Consider the following 24,392-nt stretch of genomic DNA (forward strand, 5'->3'; position numbering starts at 1 on the left):
GCATAAAATCACCCCTATAACAGCAGAATAGGACATATTGTCCAAAATGTCAATAGGACGATTTGTCCTTTGTTATAGTAGCCTTGGTGATGATGATGAATCTCAGAATCCGGGACTTGCGTGAAGATGCTGACCTAACGCAAAAGCAGATTGCCGAAACCCTCTTGTGCGATCAATCCCTTTATTCCAAGTATGAGCGCGGGGAACGAGTACTGCCGCTCGATCTGGCAGTCAAATTGGCCGACTATTATCAGGTATCGCTGGACTATCTGGTCGGTCGCAGCAACAAGCGAAAGTAAATACATGACAAAGCGGTACGGAGCATTCCATACCGCTTTGTCATTTCGCTTGTAACAAGCACACTCCAACTTGTGCTTTTGCCGGCAGCATACCCCGCTCTCGCAGCACACGCAGCACCGGCTGCTGAAAATCCCACGCTATGATGCATACCGGATATTCTGGGTCAGACTCCCGCGCAAGATACTCCAGCAGCTCCATCCATTGCCCTTGAAGTAGGGATAATGTGATGCCTGCCGTGGCTTTCTCCTGTTCTTCAATCTGTGCAATGCTAGTGCGCCAGTCCTTCCGGTCGAAGTGCTGCACAAAGGCCTGTGCCGACCCATCCAGCGGCAGCAGGATTGCGTTGTCCTCCCATGTGATATGGAAGTTCAGCTTCATGTGCCGGAGTGCGCGGGAATCCTTTCTCAGCGCCCAGAGCGAATATTCCAAAATGTCTGCAATCGTTTCTGGCGTTTCGACGAGGATCACCTTTTCAAACGACATCATCGCCCCGGCCAGCCGCACGGCCGCATTTTTCTCGCCGTTGGGATTGAGCCGCTGGTTGCCGTTCCCGAAGTGATACACCGGATGGAGAAAACGTTCTTCATCATAGGTGCAGCCGACAAACCGGGAGTATTTCAGACTGTCCGCGCTGCGGACGACCTGCCGCTCTTGTTCGCGCTTGATCTGCAAGGACGTCCGGTACTTGCGCCCGCAAAGCAGGACGAAGAACAGCCTCGCTTCGTTGATCCGGCTGAGCCGGATGGCTTTCGGAAGGCTGCGGGTGCCCGCCGGTTTTGTCCTGTTTGGTGTATGCCCCTCTTTATGCAGCATCCGGCAATAGGCTTCAAATCCGGCATCCGTGACGAAGAAACTCTTATGCCCCGTCGCTTTGACAACTTCCAGATATCCTGCGCGGCACAGCTTTTGAAACGCATCCTGCATGAGTTCGTAGTTACGGATCACTAATTTTAAAGCGTGATACGGCAGCTGCCCGAAGATGACGCCGGTTTGCAGCAGGATCCATGCTGCGCTTTTTCTAAAAATCCGCATGCTCTCCTGCCTCCTCAAAGACCGGGATCTTGCCGGGCCGGATGCAGATCACGGTCTGATCCCTGTCGCCCCAGCAGCTCGTCTGGACATTGGAGCAGTAGATGCCGCTGTCACTGGTGAGCAGGTACCGCTCAATGACGTTGAGGACCGCGCGCGTTTCCAGATTATCATGGTCCCGCACATCGGCGGGCTGATGCGACGCGGCATAGCAATGGCGAAATTCTATCGTACACGCCCGGAATCTGGGCAGGGCGGATGCGTGGCGGGCCAGCAGGGTATCGAGTGGTTCACACACGAAGGCACTGTCGTGGCTTCGCTTGGACAGCCGCAGCGGCAGCCGGATCACCACCGAACCATCTTCCCTCGCTTCCAGCGCGTACCCGTCCGGCAGGGAGGCGTGTTTGCTCCGTGCCATACTTTCTCCTGCCCATGCCCGCGAAAAAGATTTCCTGCTGCACAGGAGATCTTTTTCGCGGGCTTCTGCATAGACCTCGCGTGCGGCAATGGCAACATTTTGTGCGGCGTTCGCGAGACGGTGCAGGTAATCATCATTCTCCCTGCCGATTGCAAGCCGTCCGGATAGTTCATTCAGTTTATGCAGGGCGGACTCGTATGCCGCCCTTGTGGGATCGGTCATTTGCCTCTCCTCCTTTCTTGCGTTTTTGTTCGTGATACATTGGAACAGTACCGCCCCGGTTGTACAGCAAACGGACCGGTAAAGAGGAACCGCACCACGGTAGAGCACTGTGATTTCGGGGATGTATATCCGCGTTTAACGGGCGTTTCCTTATAAAACCAAAGTCTTTTTGCAATTACCGTCCGGAATTGCAAAGTTCCAAAAGTGCACCTTTCGGGCGGTTTACATTTTTTGAGGAAAAGGTGCACTTTCGGGTAAATTACCGCCTTACTTTGCGGTATGGTATGTATTGAAAAGCTTTGATTTGCTTGCGAGAAAATTGCTTCAATGAAAGAAGTCTATTCCGGTTCCTGTACAGAAAAAATGAATCTTACAAAAAATAAGATGCATTTTCTCTGTACAGGATGATTTGTTAGCGTTCCCAGAAGACAATCACCTCCTTCTGTGTTGTTCCAATCATCGGTTAAAACAGTTCACCATTCAGGTACGCGATCAATCTCTCCGTATACACTCTAACGTATCGTTGCTGGATGCCGATATTTGCCCCTATCAAGGAAAACGGCTCTCGGCCTGCGGCGATCAACTTGGAAAGCTGCCGCTGGGAAACACCGAGCAGAGGCGCTGCAACATCGAGGGGGATGTGATTAGGATATTGTTCGCGCAATTTACGCACAAGTTCGCTATTCATTGTTTTCATCTCCTTTCTGCGCCCGACACCATTGTTCAAATGCCGCCTGATGTATAGGAGATTGATAAAATTTGATCGCTGCATTCATAAAATCAGCGCATAAGAATTGGATGTCGGCGTGTCGTATTTCGTCCAAATGAAATCTTGTTACAATAGAATCACCTCCTCGCGTCATCTATATGGTGATATGAAACCGTAAAATGGAAACTCAGCACCGAATAGTGTCGAATATGAATAAAGTATAAGGTCGTTTATCACATTTGTCAACCGTTTGGTTATGCTTTTGTATCATAACACAAATGAACTTGATTTTGTTGACATAATGTGCTTTAATATGAATATAGGCAGAAAAAGAGGTGATAAAAGGTGCGTACTCCCAAAGTGGATTACAATAATATTCCGCGTATAGATCTGGAGTATGTTTCGTTTGGTGACCGCTTGCGCGAGATCAGAAAAGAACGGAATATGTCGCAAGACGAGTTTGCACAGCTGCTTGGCACTTCCAAACAGGTGCTGAGCCGATACGAGACAGGGCAGCGTGCGCCCAAAATCACGCTTGTCCAGTCGTTTGCACAAAAACTGAATGTTTCTACGGATTATCTGTTGGGAGATTCGGCGGAAGAAGCCGCGTTTAACTCCTTGTGTGATAGCGACCATCCGCCGTTTTACAAGATCTTTATTGATGTGACAGCGCGCATGGGGCTGGACATTCCGGGGTTGGTGCGTGTGACCGGACTGACGGATAAGCAGATCCGAACCATTATTTTTCGACAGATGAAGGATGCGCCGCTGCGCACCGCACTACTGCTTTCGGATACGTTGAATGTGCCGCTGGAAGTATGGACCGGTGATATGGCGTATCACCCCAAGCAGATCTCTGTAGAAGCATACGAAGTGGCCCGCGCCTATGACCGAGCGTCAAAGAGGGATCGTGCCATCGCTCGCATGGCGTTAGACTTGGAACCGGCAAAGGATGTGAAGTTCTGATGAATGCCGTTGTTTATGCCCGTTATTCCAGCCATAAGCAAGGCGAGCAGTCCATTGAAGGACAACTCGCCGAGGCAAAACGTTATGCGTTGGAGCATGGTTTGACAATCATTCATGAATATATTGATCGTGCGCAAACAGGACGAAATGATAACCGTGAACAGTTTCAATGCATGCTGGCAGATGCGTCGAAACATATGTTTGATGCATTGATCGTCTGGAAAACCGACCGTATCGGGCGCAATAAAGAAGAGATCGCGCTGAACAAATACCATTTGAAGAAAAATGGCATAAAGATATTTTATATTGCCGAAATGATTCCCGACACGCCGGAAGGAATTATTTTGGAAAGTGTGATCGAGGGGATGGCCGCCTACTACTCGGAGCAGCTATCTCAAAATATTCGTCGCGGACAGCGGCGCAGCGCAGCCAAAGCACAGAGCACAGGTGGGAACCGACCGCTCGGCTACATTACCGGGCCGGACAAAAGGTTTCAGATCGACCCGGAAAATGCGCCTACGGTGCAAAAGGTGTTTGAGTTATATAGCAAAGGCTGGACAATGGCGGAAATCGTTGACTTCCTCAACATCCAGGGGAAACGGACGCTGCGCGGCAGACCATTCACCCATAACAGTCTCCGTACCATGCTGAAAAATGAAAAGTATATCGGTATTTATACATACAAGGATGAAATACGTATTGAAAACGCAATTCCTCCAATCATTGATAAAGAGACGTTTGACAAAGTGCAGGAGATGCTGAAATATAACAAGCGCGCACCGGCACATAAATGGAGCGCGGCGGATTATCTGCTGACAGATAAGCTGTTTTGCGGGAAGTGGGCGCTATGATGGTTGGCGTCTCAGGTACAGGTCGATCCGGTGTAAAACACCATTACTATTATTGCACGGCGCGGCGTAAAAAGCTGTGTAGCAAACAGCCTGTTCGCAAGGAGTGGATCGAGGGCCTCGTGCTGGATCATACCATTGCATTGCTGCGGGATGATGAGATACTTGCGTTTATCGCAGAACAAACATATCAGTATTACCTGCAGCAAAATGCAGATAATTCGTATACGCAGTCGCTACATACAGCATTGGATGACGTAAACCAGTCTATGGATAATCTGATCAAGGCAATGGAGGCAGGCATTTATAACAGCAGTATAAAACAGCGAATGGATGAATTGGATGAGCAGAAATGCGAACTGGAAGCTGCGCTGGCTGCGGCAAGACTAAAAGAAGGTTTGGGACTGACCAAGAAACATATCCTGTTTTTCCTGCACAGCTTTACCAATATGGATTATGACGATCAAGCCTGCAAAAAACGTCTGATCAAAACATTCGTCAATTCGGTGTTTGTCTACGACGATAAGGTCGTATTGACGTTCAATTATTCCGGTGATGACCGAACAATAACATTACAGGAGATTGACGCCGGATTACCGTATGGTGTTTGTCTGCCTCGTGCTGTGCTCCACCAATTTCCCAACCGATACCACCCGATAACGGGTGGTATCTTTTATTTTTATCCGGTTTTTGCAACGAAAAATGCGTTTTAAAAATTTCGGTAGATATTCCGGTAGATTACGGTTTTGAACTTATGATACACTATAAGCAGGGTACTCCAAAAGCAAAAATCCGCAAACCGGAGCCGCCCGCAACAGATACCGGTATCCGTTCTTCCGGCGCAGCTCGTGCACCGCTGCGCCGCTCACTTTATCAAAGGAAGGACGGTGAGCACAAATGTCCCGCACGCGCGTCGAGCGCAACATCTCGTATGACGACGAGAAAAAGAAATACTATGTCAATCTGGAATTCGGGCGCGACGCGCGCGGACGCCAGATCAAAAAGACCCGCACCTTTGCCCGCCTGTCCGATGCCCGCAAAGCGCTGCGGCTGCACGAGGTGCAGCGCGACTTCGGCGCGCTCACTCAGCCGAACGACACCACGGTCGCCCAGTGGCTGAACTACTGGATGGACGCTGTCGTGCGGCCCAACCGCGCCGCGACAACGGTCCACGGGTACAGCCAGATGATCGTGAACCACATCATTCCACAGCTTGGGGATATCCCGCTGCAATCGCTGTCCCCGCAGCGCATCCAGCAGTATTATGCCTATCTGTGCAACGACTGCGGTCTGTCCCCCAACACCGCGCGCAAGCACCACGACCTGCTGCGCAACGCGCTGCGGATCGCGGTCATGCAGGATGTGCTTGCCCGCAACCCAACCGACCGCGTGGAGCCGCCCAAGTTCAAGCGCCCCGAGCCGCACTTTTATGACGTTGAATCCCTGCTCCGGCTGCTGGATGCCGTCAAAGGCACCCGCTTGGAGCCGGTCGTTTATCTGGCGGGCTATCTCGGCCTGCGCCGCGAGGAAATGTGCCGCCTGCGCTGGAAGGATGTTGATTTCCAGGGCAAAACGCTATGCATCCACCGCGCCCGCACAATGGCCGGGTCGCAGGTGATTGAGAAGGACACCAAAAACCGTTCCTCGACCCGTTTGCTGCACATGCCGGACGAGGTGATCCGTGTGCTGCGCGCCGAACGCAGGCGGCAGCGCGAAAACCGGCTGTTTTACGGCGCGGACTATCATGACACCGGCTATGTGCTGACCTGGCCGGATGGCGAGCCCTATCTGCCGAACTATTTAACCGAAGTATTCAGCAAATTTATCCGCAAAAACCGCCTGCCCAAGCTCACCCTGCACGGACTGCGGCACACATTTGCAACGCTCGCCAACCACTCGGGCGCGACAATCTACAACATCAGCAAGTCGCTCGGGCACAGCACGGTCGCGACAACGTCCATGATCTATACCCATCTGCTCGACACCACGCATGAGCAGACGATCGAGGCCGTCGCGCAGAGTCTGCGCAAAGGGAGCCGGGAGAGGAAGCGGCAAAGGGCGGAATGACACCAACCAATCCCATCAGGAAGGAGGAATTCCCATGCACCTGATGCAAATCTTACGTGCGATATATGTCATCGTACCACCGTTCGTTTGTCTGCTGGCACTTGTTATCTGTCACATTTATATTTATCAACAACGAAGCCAGTCTGAACCATTTACCGACTTATCACCGCAGGAAGATGAGGAACCGTCGCCGGACGTAAGCACCGACGAACCAATGCCCGCTGCCTCAACCAATACCGTTCCGCGTATTATAATGTATTATCCCGATACATTTGCGCCGTGGTCAAGCTGTGTTCATCGGGATGATGGGCAGTATATGCGCTATCTTCGCTCCAGATCCGAAGATATCCGTCTTAAACTGTCTCCCGATCAGACCTATGAGATCATCGGCACATCCGGACGTTACAAAACCTCGCTCCGCTCTTGTACTTGTCCTGATTTTAGTAAAAATCAGCACGGCGGAGCACCCTGTAAGCACATATACTTTCTCGCCCGGCACTGCAACATAGATGTAGACGCTATATTCGAGGATTATCTCAGATATGGAAGATATGGCTACGATAAAGAGCACAGCGGGTATCGCAGATAGCATTGCTGCACTGCAAACAGCCTCCCGAAGTTATTTTCGGGAGGCTGTTTTTTGATTTGTGTTGGGATAGCATTTTCAATCCGCAAGGTTAATGACAATTTTTCCTTGTTTTTCTGCTTTCCCGGCAAACTTTGCGGCGCCGCCCCAAGTATGCGTGACATACACCACAACAAAATCTGCCTGCTGAAGCATCCAGTTGTTTCTGCGGTCGATGGCAAAGCGAGGCGGGACATTTTCCATCACCTCAGGAAACAACGTCTCAGTAAAATCATCTATACTTTTTCCGGACAGGCGTTCCAGCACCGCGGTATAGCGGATATGTGGATATTCCGCTGCCAATTCGCGCAGCGCGGCGTAAACAAGTGCGTCAAAAGATCCCTGCCGACCGACATAGAAAGTGTCTACTTGCTGATTTTCGATCAGAGCTATCAGCACGCTGCGTAGTTTGGGACGAATGCTGTCCGGGCAGTCCCGATGGCCAAAAAAGGTGCAGGCAATCATCCAAACCCCTCCTTATGGGATATATCGTATATTATACATCAGATCGAGCAATTTTACGATATATCCCATACGATTTATCGCAAGTTTTATTAAAATGAACATACGATAAATTGCAGGGAGGGAATGCGAGTTGAATATCAAAGAAGCTGTTGCAAAGCGCATTCTTGACCTGTGTGCAGAAAGGAATATTGCGGTGAACGCCTTGGCTACGGTTTCAGGGATCCCACCGTCTACTGTTTATAGTATGCTGAATGAGAAAAGTAAAAATCCGGGGGTTGTTTCCATCAAGAAAATATGTGACGGCTTGGAAATCAGCATACGAGATTTTTTCGACAGCGAATTGTTTGATGACTTAGAGCAGGAAATACAATGATAAGGCGTGTGCCGTTTGGGCACACGCCTTGTTTATTTACATCTCGCCTTTCATATACCGCTCCAGATCGTATTTGAGCACGCGAATCTGGCCGCGCTTACCGATACGGCGGCTGGGCAGGTCGCCGGACCGCACGATCTCGTATGCGGTGTTGCGGCCAATGTCGAGCACCTCCGCCACTTCGGGGACGGTCAGCGTCAGCGGCAGTTCGTCAAAGCTGGTGTAACGCTTGTCAGCCATTGCCCTCGCCTCCCTTCCGGAGCGACGCCAGATAGATGCGCGTCACGTCCTCGCGTTCATGTCCGAGCAGCCTGGACACACGACGGCAGGCCGCATGCTCATCCATCCCCTGCTTCCGGCACGCAAGATACTGCTCGACCGCGTATGTATGCCGCAGGCCGTGACAGGTTATCGTCCGGTGCGAATCCGCGTCCTGCACCTCGTTGCGGTAACGGTAGATGAAGCACTGGAAGTTGTTGATCGCGCGGTCGGTCGGCATATCGTCCGGCACAAACAGCTTGTGCCCGCGCTGTGTCTGCGCCAGCATTTTCGTAAGCTCAATGCGCGGCGTTTCTGTAAGCGGCACGGTGCGCACCTTGCCGCCTTTGCCTTTTACGGTCAGCGAACCGGCTTTCAGCGCGCGTTCGGCTGCCGCCGTGTCCAGCCGGAACACTTCATGGATGCGCAGGCCGCAGTACCGCGCAAGGCACAGCGCCGCTGCATAGTCCTCACGCCCCTCGCCCCATGCTTTGCCGATCATGCGGTTGAACTCCCGCTCACTCCAGGTGCGGTCGACCTTGCCGAAGCTGCGGCGTTCCAGATTAAGCATGCTGTTGTCCGGCAGCGCGTGATGTTTGACCTGCGGCATCTGATCGTGGAAAAAGCGGATCGCCGCCAGATCGGTCTTGATGGTCGAGGCTGCTTTGCCGCTCTCCTTCAGGAACTCTGCATAGGCGAAAATATGTTTGGGCGCGATGTTTGCCAGTCGCTCCAAATGATAGACTTCTGCGAGAAAATAGCAGAAGCGGCAGACCGCCTCTTTGTACCTGCGGCGCGTCTGGATGCTGCCCTGTCGGCTGTGCCGGAACACGCGCTCTACCTGCGCGAGCAGGTTTTGATAGATGTGATATGTGGACATGGTACTCTCCTTTCATCTGGGAGACAGACGCAGCTCACCCGTCTGCAAACGCAGGCCGTTTCTGCCCGGTTTCCCCGCACGGTCGGACGAATCCCTACCCTACTCGCTGTTTTACCGGCTTTTCCGACTGAACATCAGGGTTTTATGCACGCAGGAGCAGCGAATCCGGCAGGCTCTGGCATCTGTCTCTGTTGTAAATTGGTTTAGCAATCATTGCCGCAGGCGCCGCATACGCGGCTGCACCCAAGGTGCGCGGCAGGCGCAAAACCGGCAAAATACCGGCCGCACTTCGTGCGTGCGCCGTGTACCGGCTGTTGGCAGGCCAGCCGGCAGATGCATGGGTAAAACCGTGTTGCCATACACGGCCGAGGATGCGCCAGCCCCTCTTGACGTCCGCACCGGCTGTGCGGAACGCCCGAAAAGATTTAGATAGGTACAACAGGTTTTTCCCCTTTCTCCGACGACCCTGCGGATGAGCAGTTGGTCGGGACAGTTCTTTTTGGCTGTGCTGCGCAAATGAGCGCATGCGGTGCCGGGTCTTGCTTCCTAGCGTCCCCTGTTTTGGCGCAGACTGGAGCCGCTTGTGGCACGGAAGCTCACTTTAATTTTCCAAATCATCTTGGTGCAGAATGGTCCTTTGTTTTCGCATGGTTTTCTAATTTGCATGATTTTCTCCTTCCGATTGCACAAAAGGACACAAAACTGCCGCAGCAATTTCATGTCCTTCCTTCCAGCGTCTTTTCATCCAGTGATTGGTTACGGCTCAGGGGGCAGACTCCTCCCTGGGCGGATTACTTTGACAACACATAACTTTGACCTAAGACATACGTAGTATAGCATCCAAACGAAAAGCCGAACAGTTGAGAAATTCTCAACCACTGTACGCATACATGGTTTAACGATTACGCAGTTTTTGGCAACGACGATTCTTATGTCTCTGCAAAAACGAAAAGACATACGACCGCCTTATCTTGCAATCATATGTCCTTACTTTGTAATTGATCGGTTTTCGAATATCTGTACAACCCGGGCAGGCATACTTCCCCCTGGGCGGTTTACTCTGACAAAATTACTCTGACATGGTTCAATTGTATTATAGTGCGCTCCGGCAGTGGTGTAAAGATGAAGGATTTTCATCTTTTTGAACGATACGGAAGGTGATGGAGCGACACGGTAGTGCAATGCTTATGCATATCACAGCATAAAGGCAGTTTAGATGTTGCCCTTTTTTCACAACTTGTATATCTTCATGCCTCCTGTCATTCACCTTTTGGTCATGCCACAAATAGAGGGAATTATCTTTTTAATATATTCATGTCTAAGTCCATAGTTTTTCGCATGATTACAACAGTTTCATTGACAATATTGTCGGAAATGGTATAATCAGGATATAGTTTCATTTGAGGGGGATGTGTATATATGAAAGTTTCCTATGCACCATTATGGAAACTCTTGATTGACCGCAAAATGAGTCAGGCTGATTTTCGAAGAGCAGTGCAACTTTCCCCTAATACGCTTACAAAAATGAAGCGCGATGATGAAGTTTCGTTATCCACACTTCTACGCATTGCAACCTATTTCAACTGTAATATTGGCGATATCTGTGACTTCGTAACAGAGCGCGGATTGGAGCACGAGTTATGAGCACTGTACTTGATGAAATTGCAAAAGAAACAAAGGGAAAAAGCTTTAAAACGTATAAATATTGTTTCGATGGCATCGAAGTTCCTCGCTTTGACTATGATGATCACCGCCATAGAATCACGTGGAAGCAATATGGTGAAACTGAACATCATGATAAACCTGTCCCTCTAGAAAGAAAATCCAAACAGATTCTCCCCGATCCACCTCTTTTTGCTTATTTTTTAGATGGATCCAGAAAAACTTATAAAGTCGATGACATGGCATTTCGCAACCAAGTATATCCAATTATTGCTGGTCAGGTTGGCGTTGGTTGCTGCACAAGAGTCAATAAAGAAATGATGCCTTTATATGACAAGGGTACTTCGATGTTTGAACGCCACCTAGTAATATCCTTGCCTAAGGTTGCAAAAAATAGCGATTGGGATGACGATACATTAGCTTTCGAACATCTGAAACGAAAAATTAATAATAAGGCAGATTTAAAGGCAAAAAATGTTTCCTTTGAAAAAATATTAACCTATTCAACAAAAGTAGAGACAGGCGATAAAATAGAAAATAAAGGTATCGCTTCGATTCAAGATTATATGGTTGAACGAGAGAAGTTCATGGTGTCCGAACTGGTACGCAAAGGATTCCTCCTTCCGGATAAATATCTTTTGAAGGACGGTTCGTTGGAATATCAGGTGCACGGAATAACTGACCAGTCTGAACTAGCTCGTTTTCGCAACAACTATCAGTTTGTTGTCGGTGTCTCCAAGTCATTTAACCCCGAAAATTGTGTGGATAAAAACGGGCGTAATAATTCTAACTTAATTGCACAGTTACCGCTGTACCACCGCACGCCTGTTAATATGTATTCATCCCCCCGAATTGGCGATATGGAATTTGCAGTCTGGTTTGTTAGAATTCGTGATCAATGGTATACCAACAATGCGTTTGATGGCATTTTAAAAATTGAAAAAATCTTAGTCACAGAAGAACAGCGAAAATACGGTCTCGATTCCGAGGAGGTTGATATTATTACCGCCAGCATCATAAATGAACGAAATCCCGTCTGCTATGGTGCCGACAAACGATGGGCAAATCACATTTACCCCGTGTTTGTTACAGAAAGCTATGTAAAGAGTAAGTACCTCGGTGAGAGCATGTTCTTGAATCTTTTTTGAAATCGAATGAGGTAAAAGCGAATATGGGAAGAATTATTGGTAAAGTTTTAGCAACTGAAAAGAACCCTTCCACGATGGAAGAGTTTTATTTCTGGACAAAGCCAGAAATGATCCTCAATCCATTTGATGTGGTAAAAGTAGATCATATTAATGATAGCGTTACCTATGGTGTAGTCGAAGAAATATCTCACATTACTGATACTGCAAATTTCATTTCTGATTATATTTCTAGTGATTTTGGTAATGTGGACACTACCCCTATTACCCATCGAATTGGAATGAATTATGTAAAGGCTCGTATTGTTGGTAACACAGGGAACTTATATATTCCTGTGCTTAACGGGAAAGCTGTGCGTATGGCGGAGAGCTGTGAAGTTGCTGAGGCACTTGGTTTATCACAAATCAAGCATCCCATACCTTGTGGGTATTTGAAAATGTATCAAGGTGCTGCTGAGGAAGAACGGGTTAAATTGCGTGTTAATATGGATGCTCGCTTTCTAATTGGCCCTGAGGGAGCTCACCTTAATATTTCAGGCATTTCTGGGCTGGCAGCAAAGACATCCTACGCTATGTTTCTTATGAAGGGAATCCAAGATAAGTGTATTGCGGCTGAAAACGACGACGAAGATGAGGATGTCGCATTTGTCATCTTCAATGTTAAAGGAAGAGACCTTCTTGCTATCGATGAGTTAAACGAATTCGAGAGTGAAGCGGAAAAGAAAGAAACATTGTCTCTTTACAGAGAGCTGGACATGTCTATGACTCCGTTTCAAAATGTCCACTATTATTATCCTTATTCTGACAACCGAGTTTGGAACACATATTTAGATCCCGATGCTGTCGAGTATAACATTTCACACGGTAGAGCCCATATGTACAAATATGAGTATCGACAAGATAAAGATAATTTGGATTTGATGTTTGCCAGTATCGATGACCCAGCGCAGACTATGGATTCAATTCTCAGCTATATTATCTCCAATCGCGGTGATTTCGGCAAGTTAAATGATTGGCAAGAATTTTTGAACGAAGTCCATAATTGTGGAACTGCTGGCACAACCGGCGATAAAGAAATTACGGTGCAGAGTTGGCGAAAATTTGAGCGTATTGTCAAGAAATCAATTTATCGCAACAATATGTTCAGTAATATTCACGACGATAGTCACGATGTCCGAATCAGTGATGCGCTCCGGCGAATCAAAAAAAACGAGGTTCATGTCATCGATATTGCAAAGTTAAACGACGATATGCAAGGCTTTGTCTTTGGGGATGCTATCAGGGCAATTTATAACCTTCAACTTGGCCAGTATAGTGCAGATGATGAATATACACCCCCCTCTAAAATTGTCATTTTTATTGACGAATTGAATAAGTATGCCTCCACCGATACCCCCAAAAGCTCTCCAATCCTCCGCCAAGTGTTGGATGTGGCAGAGCGCGGCCGCTCCTTGGGTATTATTCTGTTTGCTGCTGAGCAGTTCAAGAGCAACATTCATACTCGTGTGACAGGCAATTGTTCTACCTTTGCTTTTGGTAGAACGAATGCAATTGAAATTGCCAAGAAGGATTATAGTTTTATCCCTTCAGTATATAAAAGCATGATGTCTAGACTTAAGCAGGGTGAATATATTATTCAAAATCCTGTATTTAGATCACTTCTTAATGTAAAGTTCCCGAAGCCAATATATAAACAATTTAAATCAAAGTAAGGCGGATTGAATATGGCTTTTATCGGAAAAAACGTAATTGAAAATTTGACAACCGCTATGTATGAGGATTTGCGAATTATTTATCGCGAATACATACAGAATTCTGCCGACTCCATTGATAGGGCTGTTCGGGACGGCATCATCACACGGGATGAAGCAAAAATTGATATTGACATTAATGCAAGAAAACGTTATATCAGTGTGATGGATAATGCCGCTGGTATTCCTTATGAACAGTTTGTCAAGATTATGAGCAGCATCGCTGATTCCACAAAGGATCGTGGTGAAGACAAAGGCTTTCGAGGCATCGGACGTTTGGGGGGAATCTCCTCTTGTGAAACACTGATATTCTCTTGTTCTGCCCCTGGTGAAGCGGTTCTATCCATTTGTAAATGGGATGCTAAACGAGTAAGGGAAATATTGGTTGATAAAACCCAAAACCCCTCTGCCGCGGAACTGGTTGATATGGTTACTGAGTTCTCGCAAAAAGAATATGATGAAGATACCCATTTCTTTAAAGTAGAGCTTATTGGAGTAGAAAAAACATCTGAAGAACTTCTACAAAAAGATAAAGTAATGAACTATCTGCGTTCTGTTGCTCCCATCCCTTATGCTACAGGTTTCATTTTTAAATCTAAAATTGCAGATTTTGCAAGCGAACATGGATTCACTATCGATGAATATCAAGTGTTTGTATGCGGCGAGAGAATTTTTAAACCTTATACTACAAAACTGTATGAACCAACATCAAACGGACAGAAGAAAGCTTATGACGAAATCGTCGACATTGCATTTAAAATTTTCCCAGAAAACAGTGACAAACCGTTGGCATGGATGTGGTATGGTATAAGTAAGTTTGAAAAGCAGATTCCTTCTATTAATCCAATGCGTGGAATCCGACTCCGAAAATCAAACATACAGATTGGCAACGAAAACACGTTTTCTGCGCATGATTTCTATTTCGAAACTAGAGGCTGCCTGTATTTTGTTGGTGAAGTATTTGCCATTGATGAAGATCTTATTCCCAATGCACGACGGGATTATTTCAATCTGAATGACACTTGCCGTGAGTTCGAACGATTGCTGCACCCGCTGTTTTACGACAGATTTAAGACTATATACCACTATGCAAATGACTACAAGAAAGCACTTCAGAAGCAGCAAGAGTTTCAAACAAGCCAGTCTGATTATCAGCAGAAAGTTACTACAGGTGGGTTCTTGAATGCTGATGACAAGCAGGCACACGAAACAAAGCTAGAAAGTCAAGAGAAGGCCGCAGAAAAAGCGACAAAGCAAATTACTATGCGTGACCAAAAGGGAAAAGATGATGAGGTCCTCTCCAGAGTCTATCAGGCTTTGCGGGATAAGTATCCTGTCAAGTCTACTCCGGCCAAATTGAAACCTTTGAAAGAAGCAACGAAGGGACAAGAATATATGTCGCAAAAGCTTTCAAAATTCAGTAAGAAAGAGCAGAAAACTATCAGTCGAATCTACTCTATTTTGAGAGCAATTTTGCCCATGGACACCGCTAATATGGTGATAAATAAAATTCAGGAAGAACTAAGCAAATGAACCGTCAAATATTATTGGTTGAACCCAATTACAGCAACAAGTACCCTCCTATGGGACTAATGAAGCTATCAACATACTATAAGAACCTCGGTGATCATGTCAGCTTTTTTAAGGGAAATTTAAGGGATCTGGTTTTAAGTGATACCTATGAGATGCTTAAGACACAGTTATATGCCAACGATAACAGCGTATTTTGGGAACAGTATAAGCCTCAAATCTGTAAATATCTAAGAAAAGGATCGATAGAGATTCTGGACGATGTTCCTGGTCATGATACGAATCCCATTATTAAGGATCTCTTCCGGTACTATCGTCAATTTTTCTATCGGAAAGATTACTTCAAACCACAGTTTCGAAAGTATGATCGTGTTGGCGTAACAACATTGTTTACATTCTATTGGGATATTACAATTAATACAATTAACTTTGTAAAGCAATTATGCAAAACTCCGGAAGGCGTGATGGTTGGTGGCGTTATGGCGACGATTCTCGCCGATCGAGTTGAAGCTGCCACAGGGATTAAACCTCATCGCGGAACATTAGATATCCCCGGTCAGCTTGACCCAGATAATAACATGATCATTGATACACTGCCCCTTGACTATTCAATCTTGGAGGAAATCGATTATCAGTATCCTGCATCAAATGCCTATTATGCATATATGACACGCGGCTGCACAAACGCATGCCCTTTCTGTGCGGTTCCAAAGCTAGAACCGGTATACAAGGAGTATCTCCCGGTATCCGAACAGGTTCATATTGCAGAAGCTCGCTATGGCGCAAAAAGAAACCTACTTCTTTTGGATAATAATGTGCTGGCTTCTTGCAGGTTCAACGACATTATTGAAGATATTAAGCGTGCCGGCTTTTCTGCTAATTCGACCTATGTTGCTCCAAACCATTTTGAAATTGCAATACAAAATCTTCGTACAGGACAAAATGATCGGGGATATATTAAATCTTGTGTGAAACAGTATAAAAAACTGATTGAAAAAAATGGCGCTGCTAAAATGCAAGAAGTCTATGATTTACTGAAAGAAAAACATCTACTTGAAGAACATACTGCCACCAAAGCAGCAATTTTTGAAACTTACGAAACTCTTAAGCCATATTTCGAAGAGTTCTATGCCAATCGTCCCAAGCGCAGGTATGTTGATTTCAATCAAGGTATCGATTCCAGATTGATAACAGATGAGAACATGGCAAAACTTGCGGAAATCCCAATTCGACCAGTTAGAATTGCCTTTGATCACTGGTCACTTCGTAAGGAGTACGAAAAAGCTGTGCGCACAGCCGTTAGGCATGGTCATACTAATCTTTCGAACTATATCTTATACAATTTTGACGATAAACCTGTTGAATTATATTGGCGTCTTAAGCTAAATGTTGAGTTATGCGAAGAACTGAATGCTAGTATTTATTCATTCCCGATGAAATATCATCCGATTGAGGATCCTGACTATTTCAGCAACCGCGACTATGTTGGAAAGTATTGGAACAGAAAATTCATCAGGACAATTCAGGCAATACTTAACTCCACCAAAGGTAAAGTAGGAAAAGGGCATGATTTTTTCTGCAAGGCATTTGGATCAAATGAGGAAGAATTCTATAAACTTCTTTATATGCCCGAAGCTATGATTATCTACCGCTTTTACTTTGAAGGAATCGGCATGACAGAAAAGTGGTGGAAAGACTTCAATTCATTGACCGAAAAGGAAATGCGAGTCATTAGACCTATCATTGAACGTAATGATTTTAGTAATATTGAGCGTCAGACAGATAATGCTAATGTTCTCCGCGTTCTACAGTATTATTGCATTACACGTGAAGATGCAGAACAAGTTAGGGATGAACATAAATAAAATCAAGAGTGACATGGCAGGAAGCTATCGATCGTGGCGCTTTCCAATAGTTCAAACCCTTGCATATATTGAAATCAACTATCATAATATTTCAGTAATTCGCTCCACTCCTATCCCCAGTCCCTCGAATCCCACACATCGGCTAGGGCGGGTGTTGACGGCATGATCCAGCAAGGATTGCGCATGGCTATTGGTATCCAGACATAGATCGACTGCCAGCACATCTTCCCATGCCCGGTTGAGGAATGCCACCTCCCGTCGGCCATGTGTGCGGGTGACGTACCGTTCTCCCGCCCGCTTGCAGTATGCTTCTATTTTCGCCGCAGGGAATCCGGCCGCGGTCAAGCTGTCTGTCAGCCCAATCTGGAACAGTCCGGGCAAATCCCCCCACTGAAGCGGTGTTACATTATAGCGGACGAACGTGTACCTGCTATGGCACTGGACAGCCAGCAGGCATTTTCTGCCCCGCAGCTCTATCACATGCAAATCCCAGCAAAAGCGCCGGTCCGGCTGTGTGCCGTAGTCCGGCGCTTTTATTTTCAGGAATCGCTGCAGCGGGAAAGTCAGTCCCAGCTCCATCACTTCAACTCGTGCGGGATGTCAATTTTCTCCACCCGAATCTGTCCATCCGTGACTTCTGCCATCATCATGGTGATTTCCTGATAGAACTGCCGTGGACCGCAAGACCCGGGATTGAGCCACCATGCCCCGTCCTTTTCCTCCTGCACGTACTTGTGAGAATGTCCGAACACCACCACGTCCACACCGGAAATATCTGCCGGGACCTCCTTTTTATTGTGAACCATGTAAAACGTAACGCTGTCCAGCGTAACCATAAGGTCATGCGGAATCTCCTCTGCCCATTCCTTATCGTTGTTGCCGCGCACCACATACAGCGCGGTGCATACTGCCGCAGTTCATCCACAACGCTCTGTTTATTGATATCCCCGCCATGCAGGATCGCATCGGCGTCTTTTAACCGCTCCACCACCTCGGGCCGCAGCAAGCCGTGGGTATCGGAGAGAATTGCAATCTTCATTTCTGGTTACCTCGATTGCTCGTATAATTATCCCGTTTAAAACCGGTTTACAAATGTAAAGCATCGAGTAGAAACGCACGAATCCGCTTTGCTTTCTCTTCCTGTTCCAGATCATCTGCAAGCAGGATGCCGAGTTGACCGTAGACGCAAAACCTTGCTGTTGTCTGCAAGTCATCAAACTGGATCTCCCCCTTTTGCCGCGCTTGCTGAAGCAGCTTTTCTGCCATCGGGACCATCTTCTCACACACTTTCAGGCAAAGCTGGTCATGAAACTTCCTGTTTTCAGAACCGTGAAAGACAGAATAGTATTTTGTATTCTGATCTTCCGCTGTAAGCGGCATGTCTTCAATGACCTGTCGCAAAGTCTGCGTATCATCTTTGGGGGCAACCGTATATTGCTCTGCCAAAACATTTGCATATTGCTCGATCGCGCTGTCAAACAGCGCTTCTTTTGAGGGAAAATAGCGATAGCAAAGGCCCTGTGCTACGCCGATTGCTTTTGCAATATCTGCAATCGACGTTTTTTCATATCCCTTTTCACCGAATAATTTCAGCGCCGTGTCTAAAATCTCCTGCTTGCGCACTTCCGGCTCTTTTGTGATCCGCATAATCCGCGCCCCTTTTTTTGTTATGATAGCACGCCCCAATCAGAAATGCAATGAGTGAACACCACTTTTTTACTTGTTGAAAAGTTTGTGGATTATAAGCAAAAACTATTGAACAATCAAAAATTTTTGGCTACGCTATTAGTAAAGGCTGAAAATGGTCTTTGAAACCACTATTCCAAATTCGCTTTTGTCAAATGTCCAAATCTTGCGAAGGAATCTTTCCAAGTATCCAGCCCAAATTCAAAACCTGAGTTTTTTGGCCACAGGGGGCGGCTCTATAAGATGCTTGGAATCCATATGAGTCGTGAAAGATGGTAATGCATCAGAGCCTTATTTATAAAGGAGAATTAATATGAATTTATATGATGGAATAAAAGATATTGCAAAAATCGTACGGAAAGCGGATAATATTGAATTATACCAAGAACTGCTCGATTCCAGTGACCGAGCGCACGTTATGTAGATAGAAATCTCACGTTTGAAAGAAGAAAATGAGCGCCTTAGAAAGGAAAAAGATATTTCAGATCGTATTGTTCGCCATCCAGAATCGTTTATTACTCTTAAAGACTCAAGCCCTACGTTTTATTACTGTACGCATTGTTGGGATTCAAATAGCCAACTTATTCAACTTAAATGCGACGATTATTATGGTACTTTTGAATGTCCTCATTGCCAAATGAACGGTATAAATGACAAAGAACGCTATCATGTCGCAATGCAACTGCTTGAGACTGAGAATGATATGTCTGAAATATTGAGTTACTAGTGCAATTGTAAGTTACTGCAAGTGTTCTATAGAAAACGCTAGCGGCGTTAAAGAGGCAGAAGGAGGATAGCAGTGAAAGGTTCAGAAGAATGGCTGGTGCGGTATATGGAAGGGGCCTCCAAGCACTTCATTATCCCAGTATACCAGCGCAATTATGACTGGAAAACCGAGCAGTGCAAGCAGCTCTATGACGATTTGGTGAAGGTGATTCAGCAGGAGCGAAAGAGCCACTTTTTCGGCAGTATTGTTTCTGTCAGTGATCCGGACGGAAAAATGTTAGATTTTCTCATTATTGATGGACAGCAACGGTTGACCACGGTTTCTCTGCTGCTTCTGGCTATGTATAACCTGATGCGGGAAGGAGTGGTCACTCCAGCTGTGCCAAATCTCAGTCAGCGCATTTATGAAGAATATCTGGTGGACAAGTGGCAACCAGAGGAAAAACGCATCAAACTCAAACCCATTAAGAATGACCGTGAAGCCTTTGGACGCCTGTTTTCCTCAGCAGACGAACATGTGGCGGACTCCAACCTAACTATCAATTATCAGTATTTCTATGAGCGTATTCAGCGGCAAGAGATCAGTGTAGATGAGCTCTTCGAGGCTATTTCCCGACTGGAAATCATCAACATCTCCCTAAACCACGAAGATAATCCTCAGCTGATTTTTGAAAGCCTCAACTCTACCGGCCTGGATCTCAGCGAGGGTGATAAGATCCGCAACTATGTGCTGATGGGGCTCCCCAGCAAAGAACAGGAACTTTATTACGAGAACTACTGGAATAAGATTGAAGTCTGCACCGGATATGACGTCAGCTCTTTTATTCGGGATTATTTAAGCATCCGGCAGCAATCCACCCCCGCCATCAAGCATATATATGTGAAGTTCAAACAATATGTGGAGGACAGAAAGCAGGATACTGAATCGCTTCTTCAAGATCTCCTACTCTACGCCAAACGCTACGAGATCTTACTGAAAGGAAACAGCCAGTACGAGGCAGTCAATGACTGTATCTATCGACTGAATCGACTGAAAACCACGATCACCCGCCCTTTCTTGATGGAGACACTACGGATGCATCAAGAGGGCCATATTTCGGCAGATGATTTGGCTGAGATTTTCCGCACCATAGAAACATATCTATTTCGCCGAACCATCTGCGACTTGCCAACCAACGCTCTCAATAAAATTTTCCTGATGTTGCATCGTGAGATTATTCGGCTTGATCGCACAGAATCGGACTATTTGAACAAATTCAAGTACATCCTTCTAAGCAAAAAAGAGTCTGGCGCTTTTCCGTCCGATGATGAATTTGTCGAAAAGCTTTCCACAAAGAATATTTACACAATGAAGGGCGAAAGCAAGTACTACCTCTTTGAACGTCTGGAAAACGCAGGAACTGTGGAGACAAAAGATGTATGGATGCACCTGGATAAAGGTGTTTATTCCATCGAGCATATCATGCCTCAGACATTAAGCCCCACCTGGATCAAAGAATTGGGGCCGGACTATGAGCAAACTCACAGTCTCTGGCTCCATCGTCTGGCCAATCTAACGCTGACCGGTTACAACTCCCAGTACCGCAATGCGCCGTTCTGTGAGAAGCGGGACATGGAACACGGATTCAAAAGCAGCGGATTGCGGATTAATCAATGGATCTGGCAGCAGGATAGCTGGGGCGAAAAAGAACTGGAGGAACGAAACGATCTGCTGACCCAACAGGCATTGGATATATGGTCCTTCCCCGAAACCGATTATCAGCCTCAGCAGAAGCAGCTGGACTCCGTCTCTTTGGAAGAAGACACGATCCTGACCGGCAAATTGATTTCCAAGTTTTCCTTCCGCGGGGTAGAACATCCGGTAAACAGTTGGGTAGACATGTATCAGCAGGTGCTGATGATGCTGCATGCTGAAGACAAGTCGATCCTCACTAAACTCGCTGTCAGCCATGATCCAAACCTAGAACTGGCCAGCCATTTCTCCACTAGCGAAGATGCGTTCAATACCTGTCGCCCCATTGATCACAATATTTTCGTGTGGACAGGTACAGATACACAATACAAAATCAATGTTCTCAAAAAACTGTTTCCACTGTTTGATGTCGACCTTTCTGAACTTGTGATGTTTCTCAGGGAAAATGGCGAAGCCGATGACAACGAATTGGAGCGTCACCAAATCCGCCGCAAGTATTGGGCATATTTGCTGCCATCTTTGCGGGAAAAGTCTGGAATTTTCCAAAATGTAAATCCGTCCAAAATGAATTGGATCACCGGATTTTTAGGGTATTCGGGCGTATCCATTAACTGCATTGCTAAATTCGACGGTGCTCGAGTAGAATTGTATCTCGGTAGCGCCGACAAAGAACGCAACAAGCGGCTTTACGATTTTCTCCATTCTAACCAGGATGAAATCGAAAAGCAGTTAACCCGCAGGCTCATATGGTCCCGTGCGGATGACAGGAAAGCAAGCCGCATCTATTTTTCGGCAGACAACATGGATGTGTCTAACGAAAACGACTGGCCTCGGATGGCTGAGTTCCATGCCACGGCAACCGCTGAAATGCGAAAAGCCTTTTCTCCGCTTTTGGAGGAGTATTTTCGAAATGCGTAATCATCCATCGCCATAATGATTTCCCCGAAACCCGTACCAATACAAAGCGAATCCTCAGGCGGCGATAAACCGTCTGGAGATTCGCTTTTGCATTCCTATAAAAGCTCAATAGATAACCATTCAGCTGTAATTTACTGTGTCACTGCTCAGCAAAACCTACAGGTGCAAAGCGAAGATGTAGTATTATGCCTTTTGCAAAATCCATTGAGTAAACACCACTCACTTTATGCCCATAGCAATACACGCTGTGTTGCCAATCCGTTCCCAAGACACTTCACGAAAACATTCAGAAAGCATCGAAATCATTTCGGCTTTGGAATAGATCTTCACATCCCCCTCTTTACTATATCGCATAAAGGCATTCATAATCACACGACCGATAAAGGGCTGCCAGCAATCCCCGATCAAAAACGTGCCGCCCGGCTTCAAGACCCGTCGTACCTCCCGCAATACATTCTGCGGTGCCGGGTAATGGTGAAAAGAATCGTTGCAATACACAACATCAAATGAATGATCTGGGAACGGAAGTGACTCGCTATCCCCTGATAATAGCTTGACCTGATCCGGCAGTTTTGACCGCGCAACCGCAAGCATTTTCTCTGACAAATCAATACCGTACAGCTCTTTATGAGAATCTGCCTGCAAAATCAGCTTCATCATTTCGCCAGTCCCGCATCCCAAATCCAAGGCAGACTGGAATGGAATTTGTGACAACTTTTTGAGCATGACAGGATAAAGTGCGCGGGCATGACTACCCTTGAAATCATGATCATAGGTCGCGGCCTGTTGATCGAACGCAGCCTTTGACTTTTCTTTTTTCGTATTCATAGTCTGGTCTCCTTTCACCAACCAGTATATCATGAACATTTGAAAAGTCAATGAATAATATTCATTCAATATCGAAGATCATCCTGTTTCTCCCTTTTCCGCTCCATTGCTTTATACCCTAGCTATCATCTAAAATATTAATTTTGTTCACCTTTCCTTCTCCCCTCAGGTAGATTTTCCGGTAGATTTCACCCGTCAAAACCTGTCACGGGTAGATACCCACCGGCAAGAAAAAGTTCTGAAAAAGTACGAAAAAGCAGGTAATAATGCACAATAAAACCGCCCAATTTGTTCAAACAGCGAGTTCAACTCCCCTCGGCTCCACCAATTTGATCCCAGGTCGAACCCCAGGAGCTGGGTTCGACACTGGACTCATCAGCTCCATCATAACGCGCAGGTACGAATCATACACATTGTTAGGAACGTATTTGCGGTCACAATCAACAACGGCAGCAAGCAGTAATGCTTGCTGCCGTTGTTTTATATGTTGTGTAGAATTATTTTGCGCAATAAGGGGCAGGAATTGTTTCGGATAATAACATATAATTATAAAAACAGGATCATATAGAGCATCAATCCGGAAATCTTTTCTGATATAAATAGGTGATTGATGCGATATATAGCTACGGCAAAAAAAATTAACAGCCGATAACAAGAGGTTAAAAGACCAAGGTTAATGATGCACATATATTGCGCTAAAGGCTTAACTTGTGCTAAATCTTGACATAGGACCAACAGCGACAAAAGATAGGTTACATGCTTTAATTGAAAAAGCGTGTTTAAACCATATGGTTAAACACGCCTTTTAATTACCAGCTACCGCCTTTCCAAAAGAATCCCTATTGTGGTTTGCACTTGCAATTTTTGATCAGTCTTCGATGTTCAGGGTTTCGTAAAGCAACATATCGCTTTCTTCTAAATGCCGCTACATTAACATCGGCCTATATTGACCTGCTGAACTCTAAAACAAGTGTTTTGATGCTACTACAATATAATTGCTGGGTAAAGCACGCTTGGCTGGCGTGCTTTATTCGTTCTCATGCCTCAGGGTGTAATCGGGTAGCGCTTTGATGCTTGGGCTTCTCGTGTCCGCATGCAATACTGCTACCCATCCCTCATTGTAGCGTTCGGTTGAGCAGGTTGGGTTTGTTGCCCGCGTCACGCAGTAGCTTGAATCGACATTGAGAGAAAGATGGTTTCCGATTGCAAATTTTGTATTGGGGGAGTGAACGTAAACTGTGTAGGCATTGATGTTTCCAAAGGCAAAAGCATGATCGCCGTCATGCGGGCTTTGTGAGAGATGGTGCCCCCTCCCTTTGAGGTGGGACACACAGATGTTGAGTTGTACGAACTGTCCGAACTGCTGTGGGAACTGGACGGCGAAAATCGCATACTGATGGAGACTGCGGGGAACTGCCATTTGCCGGT

23 protein-coding genes and 2 pseudogenes are annotated in these 24,392 nt (G+C 46.4%); 14 read left to right on the top strand and 11 right to left on the bottom strand.

The window, feature by feature from the left end:
- Window positions 1-95: 95 nt before the first annotated feature.
- Window positions 96-299 carry a helix-turn-helix domain-containing protein gene (locus H8S45_RS13235; RefSeq protein WP_082397097.1) on the top strand — a complete coding sequence of 68 codons (204 nt, stop codon included), beginning with the start codon at window positions 96-98 and terminating at the stop codon, window positions 297-299.
- Window positions 300-339: 40 nt separating this feature from the next.
- On the opposite strand, the gene H8S45_RS13240 is transcribed toward H8S45_RS13235, so the two are convergent.
- The 3 genes from H8S45_RS13240 to H8S45_RS13250 form a co-directional block, all read right to left on the bottom strand.
- Window positions 340-1,332, bottom strand: a complete 993-nt coding sequence (locus H8S45_RS13240; protein WP_054327185.1) for a hypothetical protein — start codon at window positions 1,330-1,332, stop codon at window positions 340-342.
- A complete protein-coding gene (locus tag H8S45_RS13245) occupies window positions 1,319-1,969 on the bottom strand; it encodes a DUF6100 family protein (protein ID WP_186950226.1) in 651 nt (216 codons plus the stop codon). Before H8S45_RS13245 ends, H8S45_RS13240 begins: the two co-directional genes overlap by 14 nt.
- Window positions 1,970-2,432: 463 nt before the next feature.
- On the bottom strand, window positions 2,433-2,657 hold the full coding sequence (locus H8S45_RS13250) for a hypothetical protein (RefSeq protein WP_054327182.1): 225 nt from the start codon (window positions 2,655-2,657) through the stop codon (window positions 2,433-2,435).
- 366 nt (window positions 2,658-3,023) lie between these two features.
- On the opposite strand from H8S45_RS13250, the gene H8S45_RS13255 reads away from it, so the two are divergent.
- The 5 genes from H8S45_RS13255 to H8S45_RS13275 all read left to right on the top strand — a co-directional run bounded on the left by H8S45_RS13255 (window position 3,024) and on the right by H8S45_RS13275 (window position 7,148).
- A complete protein-coding gene (locus H8S45_RS13255) occupies window positions 3,024-3,644 on the top strand; it encodes a helix-turn-helix domain-containing protein (RefSeq protein ID WP_054327181.1) in 621 nt (206 codons plus the stop codon).
- Window positions 3,644-4,495, top strand: coding sequence for a recombinase family protein (locus H8S45_RS13260; RefSeq protein ID WP_054327180.1), 852 nt, complete (start codon window positions 3,644-3,646; stop codon window positions 4,493-4,495). The genes H8S45_RS13255 and H8S45_RS13260 overlap by 1 nt, the downstream gene beginning before the upstream one ends.
- Window positions 4,492-5,205: a zinc ribbon domain-containing protein gene (locus H8S45_RS13265; RefSeq protein WP_186950228.1), complete on the top strand. Its 714-nt coding sequence runs from the start codon at window positions 4,492-4,494 to the stop codon at window positions 5,203-5,205. The genes H8S45_RS13260 and H8S45_RS13265 overlap by 4 nt, the downstream gene beginning before the upstream one ends.
- A gap of 184 nt (window positions 5,206-5,389) precedes the next feature.
- Window positions 5,390-6,559, top strand: a complete 1,170-nt coding sequence (locus H8S45_RS13270; protein WP_186950230.1) for a tyrosine-type recombinase/integrase — start codon at window positions 5,390-5,392, stop codon at window positions 6,557-6,559.
- Between the two features lie 34 nt (window positions 6,560-6,593).
- Complete coding sequence (locus H8S45_RS13275; RefSeq protein WP_161804730.1) at window positions 6,594-7,148, top strand: SWIM zinc finger family protein; 555 nt, start codon at window positions 6,594-6,596, stop codon at window positions 7,146-7,148.
- A 75-nt stretch (window positions 7,149-7,223) separates the two neighbouring features.
- On the opposite strand, the gene H8S45_RS13280 is transcribed toward H8S45_RS13275, so the two are convergent.
- Window positions 7,224-7,649, bottom strand: coding sequence for a hypothetical protein (locus H8S45_RS13280; RefSeq protein WP_186950232.1), 426 nt, complete (start codon window positions 7,647-7,649; stop codon window positions 7,224-7,226).
- Window positions 7,650-7,779: 130 nt separating this feature from the next.
- Between H8S45_RS13280 and H8S45_RS13285 the strand changes: the two genes are divergently transcribed.
- Window positions 7,780-8,022, top strand: a complete 243-nt coding sequence (locus H8S45_RS13285; protein WP_031477044.1) for a helix-turn-helix domain-containing protein — start codon at window positions 7,780-7,782, stop codon at window positions 8,020-8,022.
- A gap of 36 nt (window positions 8,023-8,058) precedes the next feature.
- Here H8S45_RS13285 and H8S45_RS13290 read toward each other — a convergent pair whose 3' ends face one another.
- Window positions 8,059-8,262 (bottom strand): helix-turn-helix domain-containing protein, encoded by a 204-nt coding sequence (locus H8S45_RS13290; RefSeq protein ID WP_054327176.1) that lies wholly within the window; start codon window positions 8,260-8,262, stop codon window positions 8,059-8,061.
- Window positions 8,255-9,160, bottom strand: a complete 906-nt coding sequence (locus tag H8S45_RS13295; RefSeq protein ID WP_054327175.1) for a tyrosine-type recombinase/integrase — start codon at window positions 9,158-9,160, stop codon at window positions 8,255-8,257. The genes H8S45_RS13290 and H8S45_RS13295 overlap by 8 nt, the downstream gene beginning before the upstream one ends.
- Before the next feature lie 1,419 nt (window positions 9,161-10,579).
- On the opposite strand from H8S45_RS13295, the gene H8S45_RS13300 reads away from it, so the two are divergent.
- From H8S45_RS13300 to H8S45_RS13320, 5 genes are read left to right on the top strand one after another with little or no spacing between them, the layout of a single operon-like run.
- Window positions 10,580-10,804 carry a helix-turn-helix domain-containing protein gene (locus tag H8S45_RS13300; RefSeq protein WP_054327174.1) on the top strand — a complete coding sequence of 75 codons (225 nt, stop codon included), beginning with the start codon at window positions 10,580-10,582 and terminating at the stop codon, window positions 10,802-10,804.
- Window positions 10,801-11,970 (top strand): hypothetical protein, encoded by a 1,170-nt coding sequence (locus tag H8S45_RS13305; RefSeq protein WP_054327173.1) that lies wholly within the window; start codon window positions 10,801-10,803, stop codon window positions 11,968-11,970. The genes H8S45_RS13300 and H8S45_RS13305 overlap by 4 nt, the downstream gene beginning before the upstream one ends.
- A 23-nt stretch (window positions 11,971-11,993) precedes the next feature.
- Window positions 11,994-13,679, top strand: coding sequence for an ATP-binding protein (locus H8S45_RS13310; protein WP_186950234.1), 1,686 nt, complete (start codon window positions 11,994-11,996; stop codon window positions 13,677-13,679).
- Window positions 13,680-13,691: 12 nt separating this feature from the next.
- Entirely contained in the window at window positions 13,692-15,251 is a 1,560-nt protein-coding gene (locus H8S45_RS13315; protein ID WP_186950236.1) for an ATP-binding protein, read from the top strand.
- On the top strand, window positions 15,248-17,113 hold the full coding sequence (locus H8S45_RS13320; protein WP_054328491.1) for a hypothetical protein: 1,866 nt from the start codon (window positions 15,248-15,250) through the stop codon (window positions 17,111-17,113). Before H8S45_RS13315 ends, H8S45_RS13320 begins: the two co-directional genes overlap by 4 nt.
- An 81-nt stretch (window positions 17,114-17,194) precedes the next feature.
- On the opposite strand, the gene H8S45_RS13325 is transcribed toward H8S45_RS13320, so the two are convergent.
- The 4 genes and pseudogenes from H8S45_RS13325 to H8S45_RS13335 form a co-directional block, all read right to left on the bottom strand.
- Entirely contained in the window at window positions 17,195-17,692 is a 498-nt protein-coding gene (locus tag H8S45_RS13325) for a DUF6933 domain-containing protein (RefSeq protein ID WP_054328492.1), read from the bottom strand.
- Entirely contained in the window at window positions 17,692-17,949 is a 258-nt protein-coding gene (locus H8S45_RS13330) for a metallophosphoesterase family protein (RefSeq protein ID WP_390124490.1), read from the bottom strand. Before H8S45_RS13330 ends, H8S45_RS13325 begins: the two co-directional genes overlap by 1 nt.
- A 122-nt stretch (window positions 17,950-18,071) precedes the next feature.
- Window positions 18,072-18,152, bottom strand: a pseudogene (locus tag H8S45_RS16780) (metallophosphoesterase family protein); the annotation flags it as partial.
- A 47-nt stretch (window positions 18,153-18,199) separates the two neighbouring features.
- The gene (locus H8S45_RS13335) at window positions 18,200-18,760 is read right to left on the bottom strand and encodes a TetR/AcrR family transcriptional regulator (RefSeq protein WP_054328493.1); all 561 of its coding nucleotides are present in this window, start codon (window positions 18,758-18,760) and stop codon (window positions 18,200-18,202) included.
- 838 nt (window positions 18,761-19,598) lie between these two features.
- Here H8S45_RS13335 and H8S45_RS13340 point away from each other — a divergent pair.
- Window positions 19,599-22,136 carry a DUF4268 domain-containing protein gene (locus H8S45_RS13340; RefSeq protein WP_186950238.1) on the top strand — a complete coding sequence of 846 codons (2,538 nt, stop codon included), beginning with the start codon at window positions 19,599-19,601 and terminating at the stop codon, window positions 22,134-22,136.
- Between the two features lie 219 nt (window positions 22,137-22,355).
- Here the strand turns inward: H8S45_RS13340 and H8S45_RS13345 are convergent, their stop codons facing one another.
- Window positions 22,356-22,964 carry a class I SAM-dependent methyltransferase gene (locus H8S45_RS13345; protein ID WP_054328497.1) on the bottom strand — a complete coding sequence of 203 codons (609 nt, stop codon included), beginning with the start codon at window positions 22,962-22,964 and terminating at the stop codon, window positions 22,356-22,358.
- A 1,192-nt stretch (window positions 22,965-24,156) separates the two neighbouring features.
- Here H8S45_RS13345 and H8S45_RS16405 point away from each other — a divergent pair.
- Window positions 24,157-24,392: pseudogene (locus H8S45_RS16405) on the top strand (hypothetical protein); the annotation flags it as partial.

Source organism: Agathobaculum faecis, assembly GCF_014287995.1.
Taxonomy (GTDB): Bacteria; Bacillota; Clostridia; order Oscillospirales; family Butyricicoccaceae; genus Agathobaculum; species Agathobaculum ammoniilyticum.

Excerpts from the sequence above, each read along its gene's own strand:
- H8S45_RS13280 (WP_186950232.1), bottom strand. The coding sequence starts at position 7,649 with ATGATTGCCTGCACCTTTTTTGGCCATCGGGACTGCCCGGACAGCATT.
- H8S45_RS13240 (WP_054327185.1), bottom strand. The coding sequence starts at position 1,332 with ATGCGGATTTTTAGAAAAAGCGCAGCATGGATCCTGCTGCAAACCGGC.
- H8S45_RS13295 (WP_054327175.1), bottom strand. The coding sequence starts at position 9,160 with ATGTCCACATATCACATCTATCAAAACCTGCTCGCGCAGGTAGAGCGC.
- H8S45_RS13310 (WP_186950234.1), top strand. The coding sequence starts at position 11,994 with ATGGGAAGAATTATTGGTAAAGTTTTAGCAACTGAAAAGAACCCTTCC.
- H8S45_RS13290 (WP_054327176.1), bottom strand. The coding sequence starts at position 8,262 with ATGGCTGACAAGCGTTACACCAGCTTTGACGAACTGCCGCTGACGCTG.
- H8S45_RS13335 (WP_054328493.1), bottom strand. The coding sequence starts at position 18,760 with ATGCGGATCACAAAAGAGCCGGAAGTGCGCAAGCAGGAGATTTTAGAC.
- H8S45_RS13345 (WP_054328497.1), bottom strand. The coding sequence starts at position 22,964 with ATGAATACGAAAAAAGAAAAGTCAAAGGCTGCGTTCGATCAACAGGCC.
- H8S45_RS13320 (WP_054328491.1), top strand. The coding sequence starts at position 15,248 with ATGAACCGTCAAATATTATTGGTTGAACCCAATTACAGCAACAAGTAC.
- H8S45_RS13260 (WP_054327180.1), top strand. The coding sequence starts at position 3,644 with ATGAATGCCGTTGTTTATGCCCGTTATTCCAGCCATAAGCAAGGCGAG.
- H8S45_RS13250 (WP_054327182.1), bottom strand. The coding sequence starts at position 2,657 with ATGAATAGCGAACTTGTGCGTAAATTGCGCGAACAATATCCTAATCAC.
- H8S45_RS13275 (WP_161804730.1), top strand. The coding sequence starts at position 6,594 with ATGCACCTGATGCAAATCTTACGTGCGATATATGTCATCGTACCACCG.
- H8S45_RS13265 (WP_186950228.1), top strand. The coding sequence starts at position 4,492 with ATGATGGTTGGCGTCTCAGGTACAGGTCGATCCGGTGTAAAACACCAT.
- H8S45_RS13245 (WP_186950226.1), bottom strand. The coding sequence starts at position 1,969 with ATGACCGATCCCACAAGGGCGGCATACGAGTCCGCCCTGCATAAACTG.
- H8S45_RS13270 (WP_186950230.1), top strand. The coding sequence starts at position 5,390 with ATGTCCCGCACGCGCGTCGAGCGCAACATCTCGTATGACGACGAGAAA.
- H8S45_RS13330 (WP_390124490.1), bottom strand. The coding sequence starts at position 17,949 with ATGGTTACGCTGGACAGCGTTACGTTTTACATGGTTCACAATAAAAAG.
- H8S45_RS13325 (WP_054328492.1), bottom strand. The coding sequence starts at position 17,692 with ATGGAGCTGGGACTGACTTTCCCGCTGCAGCGATTCCTGAAAATAAAA.
- H8S45_RS13305 (WP_054327173.1), top strand. The coding sequence starts at position 10,801 with ATGAGCACTGTACTTGATGAAATTGCAAAAGAAACAAAGGGAAAAAGC.
- H8S45_RS13300 (WP_054327174.1), top strand. The coding sequence starts at position 10,580 with ATGAAAGTTTCCTATGCACCATTATGGAAACTCTTGATTGACCGCAAA.
- H8S45_RS13235 (WP_082397097.1), top strand. The coding sequence starts at position 96 with ATGAATCTCAGAATCCGGGACTTGCGTGAAGATGCTGACCTAACGCAA.
- H8S45_RS13315 (WP_186950236.1), top strand. The coding sequence starts at position 13,692 with ATGGCTTTTATCGGAAAAAACGTAATTGAAAATTTGACAACCGCTATG.